At 45.3% G+C, this 21,801-nt stretch carries 18 protein-coding genes; 8 read left to right on the forward strand and 10 right to left on the reverse strand.

Annotation, left to right across the window (positions count from 1 at the left end):
* The first annotated feature begins 492 nt into the window (after positions 1 to 492).
* Entirely contained in the window at positions 493 to 795 is a 303-nt protein-coding gene (locus tag AAY47_RS07765) for a helix-turn-helix domain-containing protein (RefSeq protein WP_047768547.1), read from the forward strand.
* A gap of 30 nt (positions 796 to 825) precedes the next feature.
* Here AAY47_RS07765 and AAY47_RS07770 read toward each other — a convergent pair whose 3' ends face one another.
* The 6 genes from AAY47_RS07770 to ftsY form a co-directional block, all read right to left on the reverse strand.
* The gene (locus tag AAY47_RS07770; protein WP_152669787.1) at positions 826 to 1,014 is read right to left on the reverse strand and encodes a hypothetical protein; all 189 of its coding nucleotides are present in this window, start codon (positions 1,012 to 1,014) and stop codon (positions 826 to 828) included.
* Between the two features lie 200 nt (positions 1,015 to 1,214).
* Positions 1,215 to 2,348 carry a glycerate kinase gene (locus tag AAY47_RS07775; protein WP_047768576.1) on the reverse strand — a complete coding sequence of 378 codons (1,134 nt, stop codon included), beginning with the start codon at positions 2,346 to 2,348 and terminating at the stop codon, positions 1,215 to 1,217.
* A gap of 105 nt (positions 2,349 to 2,453) precedes the next feature.
* Entirely contained in the window at positions 2,454 to 3,311 is an 858-nt protein-coding gene (gene rpoH, locus AAY47_RS07780) for an RNA polymerase sigma factor RpoH (protein WP_047768549.1), read from the reverse strand.
* A gap of 208 nt (positions 3,312 to 3,519) precedes the next feature.
* On the reverse strand, positions 3,520 to 4,494 hold the full coding sequence (gene ftsX / locus AAY47_RS07785) for a permease-like cell division protein FtsX (protein ID WP_047768550.1): 975 nt from the start codon (positions 4,492 to 4,494) through the stop codon (positions 3,520 to 3,522).
* Positions 4,487 to 5,152 carry a cell division ATP-binding protein FtsE gene (gene ftsE, locus AAY47_RS07790; RefSeq protein ID WP_047768551.1) on the reverse strand — a complete coding sequence of 222 codons (666 nt, stop codon included), beginning with the start codon at positions 5,150 to 5,152 and terminating at the stop codon, positions 4,487 to 4,489. The genes ftsX and ftsE overlap by 8 nt, the downstream gene beginning before the upstream one ends.
* A 6-nt stretch (positions 5,153 to 5,158) precedes the next feature.
* Positions 5,159 to 6,454 carry a signal recognition particle-docking protein FtsY gene (gene ftsY / locus AAY47_RS07795; RefSeq protein ID WP_047768553.1) on the reverse strand — a complete coding sequence of 432 codons (1,296 nt, stop codon included), beginning with the start codon at positions 6,452 to 6,454 and terminating at the stop codon, positions 5,159 to 5,161.
* Positions 6,455 to 6,681: 227 nt separating this feature from the next.
* On the opposite strand from ftsY, the gene rsmD reads away from it, so the two are divergent.
* The 3 genes from rsmD to AAY47_RS07810 all read left to right on the forward strand — a co-directional run bounded on the left by rsmD (position 6,682) and on the right by AAY47_RS07810 (position 10,276).
* A complete protein-coding gene (gene rsmD, locus AAY47_RS07800; protein WP_047768555.1) occupies positions 6,682 to 7,260 on the forward strand; it encodes a 16S rRNA (guanine(966)-N(2))-methyltransferase in 579 nt (192 codons plus the stop codon).
* A 41-nt stretch (positions 7,261 to 7,301) separates the two neighbouring features.
* Complete coding sequence (locus tag AAY47_RS07805; RefSeq protein ID WP_047768557.1) at positions 7,302 to 7,583, forward strand: DUF1145 family protein; 282 nt, start codon at positions 7,302 to 7,304, stop codon at positions 7,581 to 7,583.
* A gap of 326 nt (positions 7,584 to 7,909) precedes the next feature.
* Entirely contained in the window at positions 7,910 to 10,276 is a 2,367-nt protein-coding gene (locus tag AAY47_RS07810) for a zinc/cadmium/mercury/lead-transporting ATPase (protein ID WP_047768559.1), read from the forward strand.
* Between the two features lie 245 nt (positions 10,277 to 10,521).
* On the opposite strand, the gene tusA is transcribed toward AAY47_RS07810, so the two are convergent.
* On the reverse strand, positions 10,522 to 10,776 hold the full coding sequence (gene tusA, locus AAY47_RS07815; protein WP_047768560.1) for a sulfurtransferase TusA: 255 nt from the start codon (positions 10,774 to 10,776) through the stop codon (positions 10,522 to 10,524).
* Between the two features lie 170 nt (positions 10,777 to 10,946).
* Between tusA and AAY47_RS07820 the strand changes: the two genes are divergently transcribed.
* Both AAY47_RS07820 and AAY47_RS07825 read left to right on the forward strand, forming a co-directional pair.
* Entirely contained in the window at positions 10,947 to 11,615 is a 669-nt protein-coding gene (locus AAY47_RS07820; RefSeq protein ID WP_047768562.1) for a 7-cyano-7-deazaguanine/7-aminomethyl-7-deazaguanine transporter, read from the forward strand.
* Between the two features lie 191 nt (positions 11,616 to 11,806).
* On the forward strand, positions 11,807 to 12,907 hold the full coding sequence (locus AAY47_RS07825) for a glycerol dehydrogenase (RefSeq protein WP_047768564.1): 1,101 nt from the start codon (positions 11,807 to 11,809) through the stop codon (positions 12,905 to 12,907).
* Between the two features lie 82 nt (positions 12,908 to 12,989).
* Here AAY47_RS07825 and AAY47_RS07830 read toward each other — a convergent pair whose 3' ends face one another.
* Both AAY47_RS07830 and AAY47_RS07835 read right to left on the reverse strand, forming a co-directional pair.
* A complete protein-coding gene (locus tag AAY47_RS07830; RefSeq protein WP_047768566.1) occupies positions 12,990 to 13,172 on the reverse strand; it encodes an MbtH family NRPS accessory protein in 183 nt (60 codons plus the stop codon).
* Positions 13,160 to 16,327: a thioester reductase domain-containing protein gene (locus AAY47_RS07835; protein ID WP_235428316.1), complete on the reverse strand. Its 3,168-nt coding sequence runs from the start codon at positions 16,325 to 16,327 to the stop codon at positions 13,160 to 13,162. Before AAY47_RS07835 ends, AAY47_RS07830 begins: the two co-directional genes overlap by 13 nt.
* 979 nt (positions 16,328 to 17,306) lie before the next feature.
* Here AAY47_RS07835 and glpT point away from each other — a divergent pair.
* Both glpT and glpQ read left to right on the forward strand, forming a co-directional pair.
* Positions 17,307 to 18,659 (forward strand): glycerol-3-phosphate transporter, encoded by a 1,353-nt coding sequence (gene glpT / locus AAY47_RS07840; protein WP_047768570.1) that lies wholly within the window; start codon positions 17,307 to 17,309, stop codon positions 18,657 to 18,659.
* 576 nt (positions 18,660 to 19,235) lie between these two features.
* Positions 19,236 to 20,312, forward strand: a complete 1,077-nt coding sequence (glpQ, locus tag AAY47_RS07845; protein ID WP_047768572.1) for a glycerophosphodiester phosphodiesterase — start codon at positions 19,236 to 19,238, stop codon at positions 20,310 to 20,312.
* Between the two features lie 81 nt (positions 20,313 to 20,393).
* Here glpQ and epmA read toward each other — a convergent pair whose 3' ends face one another.
* Positions 20,394 to 21,371 carry an elongation factor P--(R)-beta-lysine ligase gene (epmA, locus tag AAY47_RS07850; RefSeq protein ID WP_047768574.1) on the reverse strand — a complete coding sequence of 326 codons (978 nt, stop codon included), beginning with the start codon at positions 21,369 to 21,371 and terminating at the stop codon, positions 20,394 to 20,396.
* Between the last annotated feature and the right edge of the window lie 430 nt (positions 21,372 to 21,801).

The raw sequence follows: 21,801 nt of genomic DNA on the forward strand, positions 1-21,801 counted from the left end.
ACAGTTTGATATATTTTGTCCAGTTTATAACCTAAGGAAAATCATCAACAAGAATGATATATGTCGACAAATATGAGGTTAGACAAAAATTAACCTAATTTTGCATGTTTGCCTTAATTGATTAACTAAAAATCATTAAAAATCAATGTAATAAATTTATTAAAATATATAAAATCCCATAAAATAAAAATCAGAAAAATATTGATTATCTTTCATGCAAGGAGAATAAAAACTCTGTCTAAGCCGTATCGGTAACTCAACCGAAAAAATATGCAGAGGTAGCCATAAGGCAAGGATGACAAAAAAAGACGCATGTTAGAAAACAAAAACGGCGAATCAGGTGGTATCAATAGGCATACCATGAACGAGAGTAAATCCGTCAAGGCAGGCTCTATTTTACGAGCAACCAACGGGGCAAAAATCGAACTCATTTTAAGCTTCGGCAATTCTCCTTGATGACGCCATAACTTACTAATGAAAAAAGGATGAGATATGGAAGATGCAAACCTATTAGTCGGAAAACGTATTCAGACCAGAAGGAAAGAGTTGGGTATCACTGCTACAGCATTAGCAAAGGAACTTGGCCTCAGTCAACAGCAACTTTCACGTTACGAAACGGGAGTGAATCGGATCAACATCTCCCATCTCGTGAATATTGCCGATATATTTAATACGCCAATTCAATGGTTTTTCGAAGATTGCAAACCCGTCAAGAAAGAGGACTGTAGTGTGAATAAAATTACGGATCAATATCTCCCCATTGCCGAGACAATTATAGGCAAGAATGGTTGGTAAATCCGGCAAAATAAATTCGTCAGAAGCCTGTTATGTTGCTGATTTCAATGATCCCATTGAGCCTGTATTGCATTTTGTGCAAATGCTTTTCCAGAGGTGACCGTCCAGACGGTCACCAAATTCGGCAATAAATGGCCTGATGGTCAGCAGTTTGCTAAATCTGGCTTTGGTTCTGTTGTTTTCCATCACATATCGGTTCGGCATTCCCACGTTAATCATTGTCACAGCTTTATACGGTTTCACTCTGGGGATATCGACACCCACCCATGCCACTTTATTGTTAGCAACGTTTGTGGAAGAACGGGCAACTGTGATTGGGTATTTTTACTGGGAGCGTTGTTATTTGCTGTATCTATCAGTTTTACTGCCATCATGACTCAACGACACAGTAAACGGCGATAGTGCTCATCAAGTAGCATTCAATGGGAAATAGCCCAAATTGCTGCAATATTCCGTGCCGTTACCTGCAAATTATCGGCACCATTAGCAAGGGCATCGGCAAGGGAACACGCCTCGGGTATGATGGAAAAGACCGCATCCAGCCCATGTTGATGCACAACATGATAGTCCCGGCTCATTCCCCCCACTAACGCAATGGTGGGAATGCCAAATTTTTTCGCCACACAGGCAACACCAATGGGGGTTTTACCGTATAGGGTCTGGCTATCCAGGCGACCTTCCCCCGTAATGACCAGATCTGCCCCCTGAATCACGTCTTCCAGTTGCAAGGTTTCGATAACAATCTCAATACCTGGCTGTAATCTTGCGCCCATACATCCCAATAAGGCAGCTCCCATTCCTCCGGCCGCGCCAGCCCCCGCAGCAGCAATCACACGTTTTCCCGTTAGGGACTCTATTTTCATGCCATAATGACGCAATGCCGAGTCTAACGATTTCACCATCTCCGGCGTCGCGCCTTTTTGTGGGCCAAACACCGCTGATGCGCCCTGTTCACCACACAACGGATTATTCACATCACAAGCCACGGTAAGTTCAATGTGCCTGAGACGTGGATCAAGATTCGTTAAATCAATACGTTCCAGCCGGATTAATGCCGCACCGCCGAATGGCAGAATACGACTGTCACCATCCAATAAATTCGCCCCAAGTGCCTGCATCATACCTGCACCACCATCGTTGGTTGCACTACCTCCAATGCCTAAAATCAGTTTGTGTATCCCCTGTTCCAATGCAGCCAGAATCAGTTCTCCCGTGCCATAACTCGTCGTTATCAGAGGGTTACGCTGTTCCATCGGCACCAAATGCAAACCAGAAGCGGCAGCCATTTCAATCACCGCAGTTTTTCCATCGCCAAGCAGACCCCAAAATGCTTCAACCGGCTGTCCCAGAGGATCAGTAACAGTACACACGATACGTTTTCCTCCGGTTGCAGCCACCAGTGCTTCGACTGTCCCTTCGCCGCCATCCGCCATAGGGAGCTTGATATAGTCTGCTTGGGGATAAATCTCCTTAAATCCCCGCTCTATTGCCTGTGCCACCTGCAAGGCACTCAAACTTTCCTTAAATGAATCAGGGGCAATCACAATTTTCATCATGGAATTTCCTCGGTGCTTTGGTGCTGTTTGTTTTACACGCATAAAAAAAGCGATAAACAAATTATCGCTTTTTAATCCAAAAAGTTTTGCTCAGTTAAGCCATTACGCTTCAATAGCCAGTCGCAATTTCTTCATGGCATTTTTCTCTAGCTGCCGAACTCGTTCAGCAGATACACCATATTTATCTGCCAATTCTTGCAAGGTGGTTTTATTGTCATCATCCAACCAACGAGAACGAATGATGTCCTGGCTACGTTCGTCCAGCCCTTCCATCGCCACAGAAAGTTTATCCGCAGCGTGAGTTTCCCAGTTATCTTCTTCAATGCCATCGGCAAAGTCAGAAGCCTTATCTTGCAAATACAGCACCGGAGCCACTGGATGGCTATCATGATTGTCATCATCAGAAGACATATCAAATGCCATATCCTGTGCTGACATGCGGGATTCCATCTCTCGGACATCTTTGCTGGTCACGCCCAATTCTTTGGCAACCAGTTCAATTTCATCCTGGTTGAACCACCCCAGACGTTGTTTAGCCTTGCGCAAATTAAAGAACAGCTTACGTTGAGCTTTTGTCGTTGCCACTTTCACAATACGCCAATTACGCAATACATATTCATGGATTTCTGCCTTAATCCAGTGAACAGCAAAAGAAACCAGACGAACGCCCACTTCTGGATTAAATCGACGAACCGCTTTCATCAGGCCAATATTACCTTCCTGAATTAAATCCGCTTGCGGCAGACCATAACCGGCATAACTGCGGGCAACATGAACAACGAAGCGCAAGTGAGAAAGGATCAGCTTTTTCGCTGCATTCAGATCGCCCTGGTAATGCAGCCTTTCTGCCAATTCCTTCTCTTCCTCGGCAGAAAGCATAGGATAAGCATTGGAGGCACGGATGTACCCTTCCAAACTACCTTGTGGAACTAATGCCAGAGTTTGCATTTCTTTTGTCATTCAAATTCTCTCAAAATTAGATCCAAATTGATGGCCTTCAAGTTTACCTGAATTTACCAGTCAGGTTTATTCAAGCCAGAGATTCGTCTATTTTACCACCGTAGAGATCATATTCAAATCGTCTCAGTTGTGTGAGTATCAATACAAAATCATAACTGTGACTTTGACAGCAATTAAGCCAGACAGTTCAACAAACCCTGCAACCCCTTTATTCTGGCCTAAAACGACGTAAATGCTGAATTGTCGCAAACCATGCGGCAATCCAACCAATCATACCCGAAATAAGCACTAATAAGAGTGATTCATCCCACTCCAAACCGTGCAGTATAAAGCTTGTACCGAAAACACTCGCTACTTCTGTGACCACATTAGACAGTTTCCACACCAGCATGGAGGAGAGAATCAAGGAGAATATTGCCCCCAAAACCCCTAATAAGGCTCCACCGTTGAGGAAAGGACGCAAAATAAAACCATCCGTTGCCCCAATCAGCTTCATGACATTAATCGTCTCACGACGGCTAAAGATACTCAGCCGGACACTGTTACCAATGACCAAGAGCAGCGCAACCACCATTAAGATACCTATCACGGCAGCAATTCTGCCAACAAGGTCAGCCAACGCAGTCAAGCGGGCAAACCAGCTATCATCCATTTTGACTTCTTCAATGCCCTTAATCTGCGCAACTTGATCGCGTAATGTTGTTAACGCCTGAGTGTCCTGGAAATTCAATTTAGGAGAGACGATGGCAACTGCCGGCAAAGGGTTTTCTTCCAGCAAATCTAGTGCGCTGGCAAAACCTGACCAGGCACGGAATTCGTTTACGGCTTCGTCACGGGAAAGATAATTGACCGATTTCACACCATCCATGCCTTTCAACTGCTCAATAACCTGTTTGACGCTATTATCATTCAGTGACTTATCCAGATAGACCGTGAGTTGTGGGATGGGATACCACTGCATCACTGCTTGATTGACGTTTTTCCAAACGATATAAAACACGCTCGGCAAAGTCAGTGAAATTGCGATTACCATAATGGTCAACAAGGTTGCCAGTGGTTGGCGAAACATATCCGACAGCGTACTTTTCCACGCATAACGCCACTGTACACGCCATCCCCCTTTTAATGATTTGGATTTTGGTGTGGGTGTTTTTTTCGCTGAATGACGGACATGCCTAACCATGATGTCCTCCTTGCATGCGCCCCTGATTCAGGGTCAAGATACGATATTTTCTTCGTTCAATGAGGGCCGTATCATGGGTAGCCATCAGAACCGTCACACCAACTCGGTTAAACTCTTCAAACAGACGCATGATCCCCTCTGATAATGCCCCATCCAAATTTCCCGTCGGCTCATCTGCCAGCAATACGGTGGGCTTATTCACCACCGCGCGGGCGATCCCAACACGCTGTTGTTCTCCACCGGAAAGCTGAATGGGGAAGTTTTTCGCTTTGTCCAGTAAGCCGACCTTATCCAACGCCGCAGAGACCCGTCGACGAATGTCTTCAGCGCTTGCCCCTGAAATGATCAACGGCATAGAGACGTTTTCGTATACGGTGCGATCCAACAGCAGGTGATGATCCTGAAAAATCATACCGATCTGACGGCGAAGAAAAGGCGTCTCTCTGGATTTTAGTCGGCTAATGTCATGACCAGAAAACCAAATATGGCCTGCGCTTGGGCGTTCAATACCACAGATAAGTTTCAAAAGTGTACTTTTACCGGCCCCTGAGTGACCGGTTAAAAATGCCATTTCTCCTGGGAGTAGATGAAAATCCACCCCTTGCAGCGCCTGCCGCCCTCCCAGATAGGCTTTACTGACCTGTTCAAAGCGAATCATTGATAGTTAATCCTCTCGGGCAAAAAGAGCCTCAATAAAATCGTCTGCCTTGAATGGACGGAGATCTTCAATGCCTTCACCCACACCAATATAGCGGATTGGGATCTCAAATTGGTCGGCAATAGCGAAGATAACCCCTCCTTTCGCAGTACCATCCAGTTTGGTCAATGAAATACCCGTCAATCCCACTGCTTCATGAAATAGTTTAGCCTGACTTACTGCATTTTGACCTGTGCTGGCATCCAGAGTCAGCATAATCTCATGAGGTGCGTCTTCATCCAGTTTTTTCATCACTCGAACGATTTTTTTCAGCTCTTCCATCAAATGGGATTTGTTCTGCAAGCGCCCTGCGGTATCGGCGATCAGGACATCAATACCTTTAGCCTTGGCTGACTGGATGGCGTCAAAAATCACCGAGGCGGAATCTGCCCCCGTCTGTTGGGAAACTACTGGGATTTTGTTGCGTTCTCCCCAAACCTGTAACTGCTCTACTGCGGCGGCACGGAAGGTATCTCCAGCCGCCAGCATGACAGATTTACCTTGAGAGTGATATTGACGCGCTAACTTTCCAATCGTGGTCGTTTTACCAACACCATTCACACCGACCATCAGAATGACATAAGGTGATTTACCTTCTATCTCCAGCGGCTTATCAACTTTCGCCAGAATGGCTGACATCTCTTCTTTCAGTTTAGTGTAAAGCGCTTCCGCATCTTTCAACTCTTTGCGGCTGGCGTGGTCTGTCAGGTTAGTGATGATCTTACGGGTCGTTTCAACGCCCACATCTGCAATCAATAATTGCTCTTCCAGCTCTTCAAACAGATCATCATCAATTTTTTTGCCGCGGAATAGTCCCAAGAAGCCGGAGCCTAGATTTTGACGAGTTTTAACTAAGCTGCGTTTCAGACGAGCAAAGAACCCTTCTTTAGTTGGCCGTTCTTGTTCCTTAGGTAAGGCCGCCTGTTCTTCTGCCAGGCGCTGCTGCTCGGTTTCTTCTGCCGCACGACGGGCTGCTTCTTCCGCCAAGCGCTGCTGCTCAGCTTCTTCTGCCGCACGACGGGTTGCTTCTTCCGCCAAACGCTGCTGCTCAGCTTCTTCTGCCGCACGACGGGCTGCTTCTTCCGCCAAGCGCTGCTGCTCAGCCTCTTCTGCCGCACGACAGGCTGCTTCTTTCGCTAAGCGCTGCTGCTCCGCCTCTTCCGCAGCCACTCTTTCTTGTTCGGCTTGTTCCTCTTGCTGTTCCTTATCTTGACGACCAAGTCCAAACCAAGAGAAGAAACCTTTTTTTTTCTCTTTTGCCATCGGCCACTACACTCCTCGCGCTTAAGTTAGATATGTGCTGTTATATCCACTGAGATAGGTTCTAACGGTAATGAATCCAGTCTAACATTTTCATCACACCACAACACATATCTATAGAGGATTTCGTGGTAAATTAATCAATGGATATCTTCGTTTTCACTCACTTTTTGTCTCCGCCAGATATTATTGCGTTGCGTCGGATGGCAAATATTTAAGTTATGTAAATTATGACTAAAAAACCACAGTGCGCGTCTTTGGGACAAATCCGCATTATTGGCGGAAAATGGCGCGGAAGAAAATTGCCGGTTCCTGATAGTGACGGCTTGCGTCCAACAACAGATCGCGTCCGCGAGACACTTTTTAACTGGCTTATGCCAGTGATTCAGGGTGCTCGTTGCCTGGATTGTTTCTCAGGCAGCGGAGCGCTTGGATTTGAAGCTTTGTCTCGTTATGCCAGCCACACAACCTTAATTGAATACGATCGCAATGTGGCGAAACAACTATCGGCTAACTTAGCCTTACTGAAAGCTGAGAATGCCGATGTGGTACAAGGTAATGCACTACAATACCTTATCAACACCGGAACACCATTTGATGTGGTTTTTCTCGATCCGCCATTCCGTAAGGGGATGTTGACTGAAACCATCAATTTATTGGAAACCAACAACTGGCTAGCAGAAGAAAGCTGGATTTATGTTGAGGCAGAAGCAGAATCTGCGGCAACAGAAGTTCCCCCAAACTGGCAACTGCATCGGCAAAAAACAGCCGGACAAGTTGCTTATCGGTTATATATTCGCCACCCGTAATCGGGTGTCAGAACGGCGTAAACTCGATTTTGGAGTCGATGATGTTTATTCAATTAGGAAGAGGGATCATGATCTTAGTCTGGGGGATCATGATCTTCAATTTGTTTCACCCATTCCCTAGTCCATTAAAATATTTTATGAATATTGCAATGGTATTTACGGTAATCATGCATTCTTTTCAGTTACTACTGCTGAAAAACTCCCAGCCTAAAGATCAAAAGCTGTCTGGTTTTATCCAGACCAAAATCTTCTTTTTCGGCGTCTTTGAATTATTGGTCTGGCAGAAAAAACAACTAAAAGAGAAACAACAGGAGAAAAAATAACTTCCCATATCCAGTGACTCATCCTGTTTTCTTCCGATTGGCAACAAAGCAAATGTCATCAATGAGTAATTCGCGTAATTACTCATTGACGTTCTTTATTTTTGATAATAAAACGTTATTTGTTCGTTAATAACGAATCAACATTTTGCGACTTCTTGCACACAGTATCAATATCATTGCTCAGCACCGTTTCCCTTTTAAACTGTCAAAAGCGATAGCACAAATCATCAAAAGAATTCCCCTTATTGGATTTGACTCTGGAGTTTACTCCAACGTGTAGAGTTAACTTTAATCATTAGTATTAACTCTATATTGAGAGGTCGCCTATGTTATCCACGTCCAAAAAACATAAGCAATCACAGCACAATTCCCTATCTTGCCAAAAAAATGAACACCAGAATGTCGCCAATAATGTAAGTGGGCATTCACATAATTCTCACGCGCCAGACCATCACCATGCTTGTTGCTCTACTGGCACCGCGCACTCTCATGAACATGAACATGAACATGAACATGAACATGAGCATGAGCAGAGCGGCGCACTCTGTTCACTCGATCATGCCCATGCCATACCGGAAAGCGTTCTCACCGGATTAACCGCGAGACAGCGTTTTAATTGGACTATCCAAGGCATGGATTGCCCAAGCTGTGCCGGAAAGATCGAAAATGCGGTCAAAAAACTGCCCGATGCCAAGCAGGTCAAGGTTCTGTTTACAACAGAAAAACTGGTGGTCGATGCTGATATTGATATTCGTGCGGCCGTTGAACAAGCAGTAAAACAGGCCGGCTTTACTATCAAAGAGGCAAGTTCAGCATCTAAACTGCCTCCCGAAGTCAATCATTGGAAAACCTTTTCCCCAATCTTGATCCTAACCGCCTTGATGTTCATCAGTTGGGGAATATCAAAAGCCCATGCCCCCGCCGGACAGATCGCTTTCATCATCACTACGCTCATTGGGTTATATCCGGTAGCGACCAAAGCCATCAAACTGATCCGTTCTGGTACGCCTTTCGCCATTGAAACGTTGATGAGTGTTGCGGCCATTGGTGCCTTGTTTATTGATGCCACCGCAGAAGCAGCAATGGTTATTCTCCTGTTCAAGTTGGGGGAAATACTGGAATCCTATGCCGCCGGACGCGCACGTCGTGGCGTCAGTGCATTGATGGCATTAGTTCCTGAACAAGCCCTCCTCATTAAGGATGGAAAAAAGGAAACAGTGCCAGCGGCAGATCTGCGGCCGGGGGATATCATCGAAATCGCCCCCGGTGCCCGTTTACCTACCGATGCCGAACTGCTCAGTCCCTTTGCCAGTTTCGACGAAAGTGCTCTGACCGGTGAATCGGTTCCGGTTGAACGGCAGCAAGGTGAAAAAGTCGCCGCAGGTTGCCTTTCTGTCGATAGTGCGGTGCAGATGAAGGTGATCTCTGAACCGGGTCACAACGCCATTGATCGCATCCTGCAACTGATTGAAGAAGCGGAAGAGCGTCGTGCGCCGATTGAGCGCTTTATCGACCGATTCAGTCGTGTCTACACTCCGCTGATTATCTTGTTCTCAGCACTGGTCGTATTGATCCCGCCTCTGTTTTTTGCCGGCTCTTGGGAAACCTGGCTCTACCGTGGCCTGACTCTGCTGTTAATTGGTTGTCCTTGCGCTCTGGTCATCTCGACGCCCGCCGCCATTACTTCCGCACTGGCCGCAGCAACCCGTCGTGGCTCCCTTATCAAAGGAGGAGCAGCCTTAGAACAACTTGGGTCAGTGAGTACAATTGCGCTGGATAAAACCGGAACGTTGACCGAAGGAAAACCCCAGGTTACTGACATTGAACCTGTGGAAAATATCAGTGCAGAAACCTTGCTGGCACTCGCGGGGGCCGTAGAGAGTGGCTCACATCATCCTTTAGCAAAAGCTATCCTGAATGCCGCCGACAATAGAAGTGTGACAGTTGTTGAGGCTGAACAGCGCAAGGCGCTGGCCGGGATCGGGGTTGAAGGGCAATTATCGGGGCAAAAAATTCTCGTCACCGCCCCCGGAAGATTGCCGGAAAATACCTTGTCCGAAAACTGGCAACAAAGAGTCACAGAACTGGAAAACGATGGAAAAACAGCGGTTGCTGTCACGCAGAATGGGCAACTGATGGGGCTTATCGCTATGCAAGATTCCTTGCGTCAGGATGCCATAGATGCTATCCGTATCCTGAAAAAACAGGGTATAGAGGCCGTGATGCTGACGGGTGATAATCCCCGTGCCGCCGCCGCCATTGCAAATCGGCTGGGTATTGATTATCGCGCAGGGTTATTGCCTGAAGATAAAGTGAAAGCGGTCACTGAGTTGAACCAAAAACATCATACTATGATGGTCGGTGATGGTATCAACGATGCGCCAGCCATGAAAGCCGCCAGTATCGGTGTTGCGATGGGCAGCGGCACAGATGTTGCATTAGAAACAGCCGATGCCGCCCTGACACATAACCGACTGACGGGTTTACCTGAAATTATCGCTCTGTCTCGCTCAACTCGTTATAACATCCGCCAAAATATCACCATTGCGTTAGGTTTAAAGGCGATCTTTCTTATCACGAGCCTGTTGGGTATTACCGGACTATGGATGGCAGTTCTGGCCGATTCGGGAGCGACGGCTTTAGTAACAGTAAACGCGGTTCGGCTGCTTAGGAATAAATCAAAAGCGCAATAAATGGCATATCAACTTAAATTGCCACCAGCAAGCGGATGGTAAAGAAGTCACAAAGGAAGATAACAAATCGAAAAGGTGCATGTTCATACCCTGCACCTTTTCAAAATTACAATTAACGACATAAAATTGCTATTAAGGAAAAAGGAAATATGGCACTCAGCGAGGCTGATAGTAGACCAAACACCCTATTCAAAGTCTGGCATAGAGCCTGTTTTCCGCTAGTTAATTATATAGACTTTTCTCAATTAAACAGAGTGTTCACTCTTTCTGAGCAGATATCGATAGGGAGTTTGCTCTGTCTCCTGGGCGATCAGCGCATGATCCATAAAGCGACAGAACCCCGGAATATCACGGGTTGTTGCCGGATCATCCGCAATGATCAATAACGTCTGACCCGCCGTCATATGGCGGACGGTCTTGCGCACCATCATGACCGGCTCTGGACACCGTAATCCTAACGTATCAAGTGTCTTGTCGGGGTTGGCAAAAACTTCGGACATAACCATCTCTGTAGGTTCAAACAATCTGTGTGGCGGTGGATTATATTACAAAATATCATCAACTGCCGTACTTTACTTTTATTGCGCAACACACGTATGATCTCACGGCCTGATCTTCAGGTAGATTAATTTGTTGGGTTCCCTCACCCCATCCACCAAAAAGGTACAATATGCTGCAATTGACTGCGCAACAGCGGGCTAGAGCACTGATCTGGCTGTCGCTTTTTCACATTTTGATCATTACTTCCAGTAACTATCTGGTGCAATTACCCATCTCCATTTTTGGTTTTCATACCACTTGGGGAGCATTTACATTTCCCTTTATCTTTTTGGCGACTGACCTGACTGTACGTATTTATGGTGCGCCATTAGCTCGCCGGATCATTATTTCCGTTATGCTGCCCGCGTTGCTGATCTCTTATCTGATTTCAGCTCTGTTTTTTCAGGGAACCTGGCAGGGATTCGGGACATTGGCCACCTTTAATGTCTTTGTCGCCCGCATTGCCGCCGCTAGCTTTATGGCTTATGTACTCGGCCAGATACTGGATGTTGGGGTCTTCAATCGTCTTCGCCAAAAAAGCCACTGGTGGATAGCACCGGCTGCCGCCATGTTTTTCGGTAATATGCTCGATACACTGGCCTTTTTCTTTATCGCGTTTTACCGCAGCACGGATGCATTTATGGCAACCCATTGGGTAGAAATTGCGTTAGTAGATTATGCCTTCAAGCTGTTTATCTGCATGCTGTTCTTCCTGCCTGCTTATGGCATTCTGTTGAACTTAATCCTGAAATACTTTTTCGCCCAAACAGAAGAAAAAATCCTGGCCAAAGCCAACTAAAAACATCCCCCTGAATCAATCAGGGGGACTCATCGTTCCGCCAGTGTTTCCCCCTCACATCACTCATTTCTTGCTTTTGCTCATAACTTCTCGGTTATTTTGCCGTATAGTGTGGATGGGCAGTTCGTTACTTGCCCTATACTCGTATTGTGACACTCATGCCTAGTTTCCAGTAAAGAAGGATATTTCTTATGCTGAAAGTGATCCAGTCTCCATCCAAATATATCCAAGGGCCAGGTGCGTTATCTCACCTTGGTCGATACACCAAAATGCTTGCTGACCACGTCTTCGTGATTGCCGATCATTTCGTGATGAACCTGATTGGCGATACCGTCAGCAAAAGCCTGGAAGAACACGAAGTGACCAGCCATTTCGAACTTTTCAATGGTGAGTGCAGCCGCACTGAAATCCATCGCTTATCTGCCATTTTGTTGGAACAACAATGTCAGGCGGTTGTCGGGATCGGGGGAGGAAAGACGATTGATACTGCCAAGGCTGTTGCATACGAATCCAAAATACCTGTGATTATTTCGCCTACCCTGGCATCAACAGATGCACCGACCAGTGCCCTTTCTGTTCTTTATACTGAACTCGGTGAATTCGACAGCTACCTGTTCTATCCACAGAATCCCAATATCGTGCTAATGGATACCAATATTATTGCTAAAGCACCGGTTCGCCTGCTTGTCGCAGGTATGGGAGATGCACTCGCCACCTATTTTGAGGCACGAGCCAGCAGTACCGCCCACAAACCAACCATGGCTGGCGGTGCAACATCCACCACCGGTTTGGCATTGGCAAAACTGTGTTATGAAACCTTGCTGGCGGAAGGTTATAAAGCAAAACTGGCGGTAGAAGCCGGTGTCAGCACACCCGCCGTTGAAAATATTGTCGAAGCCAATACCTACTTGAGTGGCATTGGTTTTGAAAGTGCGGGATTAGCAGCCGCTCATGCCATCCACAATGGTTTCACCGTGCTGGAAGAGTGCCATCACCTTTATCACGGTGAAAAAGTTGCGTTTGGTACTCTGACACAATTGATCTTAGAAAATAGCCCAAGTGAAGAGTTGGAAACTGTGCTCGATTTTTGTGTACAGGTCGGGCTACCCGTCACACTGGAGCAATTGGGCTTACGCGATAGTGAGAAACTGCATCAAAAAATCATGCAAGTTGCTCTTGCAAGTTGTGCTGAGGGTGAAACCATTCACAATATGCCCTTTGTGGTGACACCAGAACAGGTTTACGCTGCGATTTTGGCCGCAGACCAGATAGGTAAAGATTGGTTGTATTAAGTGATTGCGAAGCAGAAATAAAACGGGCATGCCCCACAGGAACATGCCCTCAATTTGATTAAACGATGTCAATCAGTGAGATCTATTTTGTTGGCTCCGGCCAAATTTTAGCGATATGACTCAAACATTCTTCTTTCGTTCCGGTTCTGCCGATTGCCATCCATCCCAACGGGATCTCATACCCAACAGGCCAGATTGAATACTGCTTTTTACCATTAATGACGATCATCCAATTCATGGCATCCTTTTCAGTTAACTGTTCCATGATACAACCTCCTTTTTGAAACTGTCGGAAAGGGCAGCCGGTAAGAATCCAGTACCGATCAGATAACGTAATACTTGATGAACATATCCGGCTGTAATTGTGGGGCAACGGATATGACTCCCCGCTAATCCCGCCAGCGTATTTTTCAGTTCCAATTCAGGGCGGAGTTCATCAACATAAGCCGGATCTAATGCGCGATAAGGTCTTTCAGTCATGTCTCTGATCAGTGGGATCAAAGGATACAATGGGTGAGTATCATCCAGCGCCAGGATCTTATCTTTCCCCTCATTGAATGGAACAGGATTGAGGATATAACCAAAATCTTGTACCCAATCGAAAAATTGTCGGACAGAAACCTGCTCTGGGTTGAACAGATTAAAGAATTTCCCATTAGATTCCGGCTGGCGGGAAAGATGCACCAGTGCGGTCGCCACATAATCGACCGGCACGATATCCAGCAACAGGGCATGGTCAGGATAAAAGCCCATGGCCAAATAGCCTTTCAACGATGCTATCAGATAATCATTACCCTGCGCCGCGCCTGTGCGGGTATGGCCGAGGATCAACCCAGGCCGGTAAATGCTAACAGGAACGCCCCCTTGACGGGCAATATTAATCATCCCTTCCGATACCCATTTACTGCCCGAATAACCGCAAGGATCACGAACCGGCTCACTCATGGCCCGATCATCTTCCATATAGGGGCGAGGCGACTGCGTGGCATACAGGGCGTTTACAGAGGAGACATAGTGAAAATGTTTCAAACGCGTCGTGCACGCCAGATCCAACGCTGTTCGGGTCGCGTCAACGTTGATACTTTTCAGGGCACGATAAGGATAAATGAAATTAACCCATGCTCCGTTGTGGTAAATAACATCAACCTCTTCTGCCAGTTGTGCCCATAACTCCGGCAATAAACCAAAACGTGGTTGCCCTAAATCACCGATAATAAAATCGACCCGTTCAAGCCCGTTACCAACATCAATGCGGTAATTCTTGAATCCAGATTTGATTCTTTCACGGGCATGTTCTGCATCAGATGCACGGCACAAGCAAATAATGCGGGCCGAGGTTTGTTTCAGCAACTGCTCCAGCAAATGCAGCCCAAGATAGCCGGTCGCGCCGGTCAGTAATATTTTGTCTGGCTGATACCAATTGGCATGAGCCAATCCATCAGGGCGAATTCCTTCTTGCAGGTAAACATCCTTCCTGAGCGTCTCAGCATGCTGGCGAATTAACGCTTCATTCTGGTATCTTCCTGAGAATTGAACAGGATTGACCTGACGTTCAGCGAACATTTCATCCAAAATGGTGGCTATTCTGGCAACCGTCGGCTCAACATAGATCCCAGAAATCGGAACCCTTAGCGAAAACGCTTTTTCAATCTGTTCTACCATGCGGGCGACAAGGATGGAATGCCCTCCGATCTGGAAGAAATCATCCGTGATACCGAATACATCTGCCCCCAGTAAACCACGCCAAATTTCATAAACACGTTTTTCAGTTTCCGTTTGCGGCTGTACTCTGTCATGGCTGGCATTTAGACGCTCTGCAACGTCTTCCAACCGCTTTTTATCTCTTTTGCCACTGCTTGTCAGCGGAATATAGGGAATACGGTAATATTCAGCCGGTATCCACGCTTCATGCAGTACTTCTCTGAGAGAGCGTTGAGTCTCCCGTACCCAGTCCTGCGATACCACCAGATTAGGATTGAACAATACAAATGCCTGGATTCTGGCAAAATCACCACGGCCCGCGACCCGGATAATGGCATCCTGTACACCATGTTGTTTTCTCAATGCAATTTCTATCTCACCTAACTCGATCCGATATCCCCGCACTTTTACCTGATCATCTTGCCTCCCCATATAAATGAGGGTGCCATCTTCCAGCATACGTGCCATATCTCCCGTCAAATAGGCCCTTTTACCTTTTTGAGTTATGTCGGGAACGTATCTTTTGGCGGTTTCAGTTGGATTATTGCGATAGCCTGCGGTCACGCCCAATCCACCAATAAGAATTTCGCCCACAGTGCCTTTCGGCACAGTCCGCAGATATTTATCGACAATCGTGATACTGGTGCCCGGAACAGGCCCCCCCAATTGAACTTTATCACCCTTTTTCATGCGGAACGCAGTTGACCAGATGGTTGTTTCCGTTGGGCCGTAAACGTTCCATAATGTGCTTCCGGTGGCTGTCAGTTGATCGGCCAAATCTTGTGACAACGCTTCTCCTCCGCAAAGCATGCTCATTTCTGGGCGCGGCATCCATCCTGCATTCAGGGCCATGGACCAGGTCACCGGAGTGGCCTGAGCGAAAGTGAATTGTGGTTTTGACAGTGTGTCAGACAGTGCCATTGCATCGCGTTGGGTATCAATTGAAGCGATGTAGATACTGCCACCATGCACCACGGTCAGCAGCAATTCCAGCACTGAGATATCAAAGGAGAATGTCGTCAATGCCAGCATATGGTCACGCGGGCTGATTGATAACAGTTTGCCAAATCCGCATAGGCAGGCAGCCAGGTTATCATGTTGAACTTGTACTGATTTTGGCAATCCTGTAGAGCCAGAAGTAAACATCACATAAGCCGGATGATCTCCCAATACAGGAATATCCCTATTTTTTGCCCGTTGAGTTTGAGCGACCTTATCTAAGATAGTCTCCATAGGGATGAATGTTGACGCCTTAAGCCCTGCCGGAACCGTATTATCGGCTACCAAAATACTTTCCGGCAGACGGGTAAGAATATCGTTCAGGCGCTTTTCCGGCATCATGGTATTTAAAGGGATATATACCGCCCCAATTCGCCAAATGGCCTGCATGGTGACAAACCATGCAATCCCCCGCTGCGCCGCAATAGCAACATTGCTACCCATTTTGACCCCGTGGAGACGCAAAACTTCTGTCGCATTATCAATGCGTTGGTTCAGTTCACCAAATGTTAACGTTTCATGGGGATCAGCAACAGCGACCTCATTGGGTATGCTTTTTGCCAACTCAACCAACCGAACAGGAACGTTCTTAAACCATGGTTCTAGCTCTGCTGTCATGTGTCTGATATTACGATTAAATTCAGTTTCAACAGCCGGAGAATTTTTTTGCCCAGTAGTAAATGCTGTGTGTAATATTGCCTTGTGTGTATAAGTATTCATAATGATGCTCTCATTCTGAGCCTCATTAGTTTCATCACTTTTCATGATGAATAGAGGCGTCAATGCTGGTAGTCGTTATCTTCCAATTTTTGTCTGCATTCAGTATTTTCAAATACCTTATGCTGACGCTAACTGGATCATAAAAATAAATTGCAAAAATTTATTGCGAATTTAATAAATAGATTAATTAGTATTAATTTGTAATCTTTTATTAGTTAAATAATCAGCTTATATAAAACTAATTATTATTTGGAAGGCAGAGTGTATTACGCCTATACAATCTGCAACCAATTCTAACTAACAAGTTGATATTATTGTAATTTACATCATAAAATAGTCATCCAACCCTGCATAAAAACGGCTATCAGCAGCATGAATAACTATTTGTAGTAATATCTATTATTTTGAATTTTAATTTCAATAATTTTATTTATAAGCGCGTTACAAAAAACGCAAAGCATGTAAATAAAAATAAATTACATGGAAAAATGAAAACATTATTCAAATAATGCCATCAAAAAAACAGTACCACTTGTTAAAAAAAGCCGACAGAAAAACGCCAACAGTGATTAATTAAATAATTTTATCATAGGAATGTTTGTGTGGATTATATTTATCTGACTTTTCTATGGTGACTACTTCAGACAAATCCCCTAATAATAATGCGCTTTTATTGGGTCGAGAATATATACAAACTTTAAATGCGCGAAAATGAAAAATAGCGCAAAAGGCCGTTCATTGTGATTGTCATCACACTAATATAAATAAATTGTCTTCAAAAAAAGCGCTAAATCACTCAAAATTATCGACTTTGCGAAATTATATCTATATGTTAGCGATACCTCACAGTCATAAAAGGTTGTTTTCAGCTAATATTAGCTTCGATATAGAAAATAAATAGATAAAATCTTTCGTTTAACGCCATCACTGCTTGATGGTGGTGATTCGCTCATACAAAAGTCACGTGGAGACAAAAAATATGTTAAGTATTTTCAAGCCGACGCCTCATAAGGCCCGGTTGCCCGCGCAGGAAATAGATCCACTCTATCGTCGCTTGCGCTGGCAAATTTTTATAGGGATCTTCTTTGGATACGCAGCTTACTATCTGGTAAGGAAAAACTTTGCACTCGCCATACCTGCCTTGATTGAACAAGGCTTTTCTAAGGGGGATCTTGGCTTTGCATTGTCAGGCATATCAATTGCATACGGCTTCTCAAAATTCATCATGGGTTCCGTTTCCGACCGCTCGAATCCACGTGTCTTCTTGCCGGCGGGTCTGATACTGGCGGCGGCAGTGATGTTATTTATGGGCTTTGTACCATGGGCAACGTCCAGCATTGCTATCATGTTTTCTCTGCTGTTCCTCTGTGGCTGGTTCCAGGGGATGGGGTGGCCGCCTTGTGGACGTACTATGGTTCACTGGTGGTCACAGAAAGAGCGTGGTGGCATTGTTTCTGTCTGGAACTGTGCGCATAACGTTGGCGGAGGCATTCCCCCCTTACTGTTCATGTTGGGGATGGTCTGGTTCAATGACTGGAAAGCGGCATTTTATATGCCCGCCTTTGCCGCTATCATCGTGGCATTCATCGTTTTCGCTTTAATGCGCGATACACCACAATCTTGTGGCTTACCGCCAATCGAAGAGTATAAAAACGACTACCCGGCCGATTACACCGAAAACAATGAAAAGGAACTGACTGCAAAAGAAATTTTCATGCGGTACGTTTTGCCGAATAAATTGCTGTGGATGATCGCCGTTGCCAACGTCTTCGTCTATTTACTGCGCTACGGTATTCTTGACTGGTCACCCACTTACCTGAAAGAAGTGAAAGACTTTACCATGGATAAGTCTTCCTGGGCTTACTTCCTGTATGAGTACGCGGGTATTCCGGGTACGCTGCTGTGTGGTTGGATGTCGGATAAGGTATTTAAAGGCAACCGTGGTGCCACCGGTGTATTCTTTATGACACTGGTCACCATCGCTACTATCGTATTCTGGCTGAACCCAGAAGGTAACCCTGATATCGATATGCTCTGTATGCTGGTTATCGGCTTCCTGATTTACGGCCCGGTGATGCTAATCGGCCTGCATGCCCTTGAACTGGCACCGAAAAAAGCAGCAGGAACAGCCGCAGGTTTTACTGGTTTGTTTGGCTATCTGGGCGGTTCGGTTGCGGCCAGTATCATCGTCGGTTATACCGTTGACTATTCCGGTTGGGACGGCGGCTTTATGGTCATGATCGGCGGTTGTATCCTCTCGGTTATTCTGCTGGTGCTTGTGATGTTAAGTGAACATAAACATAAGCAGGAAATTGCCCGTCAAGGTCAATAAAACACAACTGAAAGACGCCAATTAATCACCTTATCAATCGCAGTACAACGTTTTGTACTGCGATTTCATGGATGAATAAGTCTATTTACTCTGCTCTGTTAAATAGACTGCTTGCTTTTACCTTATAGATATATTCCTCATATCCACACTTTATTAGCACCTTTTTGATTTTGAAAACACCTTTAATTGATGATAATAAAGGCTGAATATTTACACCCACATAAAGTAATATTAAATAATGCTTACCTTATCATTACCCACTTATACCAATCCAATTTCAAGATGCGTGTTATATTTCCCCGCGCTGCAGGGAAATATAAGGCCTCGCGTCGTCTTGCGGATTGCAACTTGAAGTTTATCGAGTATAAACAGAACCCGGAGAAAAATTTTCATGTCATAAAACTGTGACATACTGCTGATAACATTAATATTCAGGATTGTGTTATGTCATCATCTTATATAAAAATCGACTTGAATGATCACCTATTTTTCTGGCTGCTGACGAAAAATCAGTAAAACGGTAAGTAACATCAACTTTTATCTAAGATTTTTATTAGAATAAAATGGAGAATCTCAATGCAGACCCCTATGAAGGCAATTATGGCCGGTATTTTGTTAGCATCATCCATGTCAGGTATTGCACATGCAGCCGATAAGATTGTTATCGCCCATCGTGGCGCGAGTGGTTATTTGCCTGAACACACATTACCCGCCAAAGCAATGGCGTATGCACAAGGCGCGGATTATCTTGAGCAAGATCTGGTCATGACCAAAGATGACCAGCTCATTGTTCTGCACGATCACTACCTTGATCGCGTAACGGATGTCGCAGAACGTTTTCCAAACCGCGCCCGTGCTGACGGCCGCTATTATGCCATTGACTTTACCCTGCCAGAAATTAAGTCACTGAAATTTACGGAAGGTTTTGATATCAAGGATGGTAAAAAAACCCAAAGCTATCCCGGACGTTTCCCGATGGGTAAATCAGATTTCCATATTCATACCTTTCAGGAAGAGCTGGAATTTATTCAAGGCCTGAATAAATCCACGGGCAAAGACATTGGCATTTATCCTGAAATCAAAGCACCGTGGTTCCATCGCCAGGAAGGAAAAGATATCACCAGCAAAGTGCTGGAAGTTCTGAAACAATATGGCTACACCAAAAAGAGCGATAAAGTTTACCTGCAATGTTTTGATGCCAATGAACTCAAACGCATCAAAAATGAACTAGAGCCGAAACTGGGGATGGATCTGAAACTGATCCAGCTTATCGCTTACACCGACTGGAACGAAACTTACGAACAAAAGTCAGATGGTACATGGCAGAATTATAGCTATGACTGGATGTTTAAACCTGGCGCGATGAAAGAAGTCGCAAAATATGCTGATGGAATTGGCCCTGATTACCATATGCTTATCGCCAGTGACTCTACGCCGAACCACATTAAATTAACGGGCATGGTAACAGAGGCTCACGCCAGCCATCTGGCGGTACACCCGTATACCATCCGTATCGATCAATTGCCAAAATATGCCACCAGCGGCAACCAATTGTTTGATATCGTTTTCGACAAGGCCAATGTCGATGGGGCATTCACAGATTTCCCTGATTTGGCAGTGACGTTCCTGAGAAAACACCACGAGCATAAATAATCAGTGCGAATAGCATAGAAAAACGGGGCAGTCCAAGACTGCCCCATCGTGACTCATTGCATTAACGATATAACATCGTTATCACGAGATCCCAACAGGAAAAGCGATAACCTCACTAATCCGTTCAGCCCCCAATGCCAGCATAATCAAACGGTCAACCCCTAATGCTACACCTGCACATTCAGGCATGCCGTGGGCAAGGGCAGCAAGCAGATATTCATCAATCGGCTGAACCGGCAATCCCATTGTTTCACGCTTACGGTTATCCTGTTCGAAACGAAGACGTTGCTCATTGCTGTCGGTCAACTCACGAAACCCATTCGCCAGCTCCATGCCTTTGAAATAGACTTCAAAACGCTCCGCAACACGGTGATCTTCCTTGCTGATTTCTGCCAATGCTGCCTGAGATGCCGGGAAGTGATAGATAAACGTCGGTTTCTCAATGCCGATCTGAGTCTCTATTCCCATGACAAAAAGTAGCTGTAATAAAGTATCCCGGTCTTCTTCCTGATCAGCGATATTACTGAGATCAAGTTTTGCCGCTACTTCACGCAATTTTTCTTTGCTTGCGGTAAGGGGATCAATATCCAGATATCGCATGAAAGCCTGTTGGTAAGACAACGATTCAGCACTTTCACAATCCAGGATCTGTTGCAACAGGTCATCCACTTCATTCATCAAACGATACATGTCGTAATGTGGACGATACCATTCCAGCATGGTGAACTCTGGATTATGATGACGACCCGCTTCCTCATTACGGAAACTTTTCCCCATCTGATAAATGGAACCACTGCCAGCGGCCAACAGACGCTTCATGTGGTATTCAGGGCTGGTCATCAGGTACAGAGTCAAGCCATCTGCCGCTCCCGGCCCAACGAACTGTGTCTGGAAAGGAACCAGATGAACGTCGGTGACAGTCGCCTGACTCATGGCAGGTGTTTCAACTTCCAACACCCCACGATCTGCGAAAAAGCGCCGTATTTCTGCTAAGATCTCCGCCTTTTTCAATAAATTGGCGATAGGGGCACTTGGCTGCCAATTCGCGGTTTCGTTCATATTGCTATGACTCCAAAATAAAACAAAACGCGCAGTTTACCTTCATCAAGCCAACCAGACAATTCATTGCCCTCAATTTCTTTATGCCTTTACTCTTTATACGCTTAATTTTTTAATTTTCGACCTTATTAACTCTATTCGTTATCCCTTTATTTATGAATAAAAAAAATTAATTAAAATTATTTTTTCTCTACTCATAATAGCTAAATTGATATCCTAATCTTAATAAGATGCCGTCAATAAAAAAGCGGAAATGATATATATCAATCCAACTTCAAGATGCGTGTTATATTTCTCCGCAAAGCGGGGAAATATAAGGCCTCGCGTCGTTTTGCGGATTGCAACGTGAAATTTATCGAGTATATAAACCCAGGGCAACCGCATGAATGATCAAATAACATTCAGGTTAGAAAATCCTGCTTGTAATACC

It is taken from the genome of Xenorhabdus griffiniae, from assembly GCF_001028135.1.
In the GTDB taxonomy this organism is placed as follows: domain Bacteria; phylum Pseudomonadota; class Gammaproteobacteria; order Enterobacterales; family Enterobacteriaceae; genus Xenorhabdus; species Xenorhabdus bakwenae.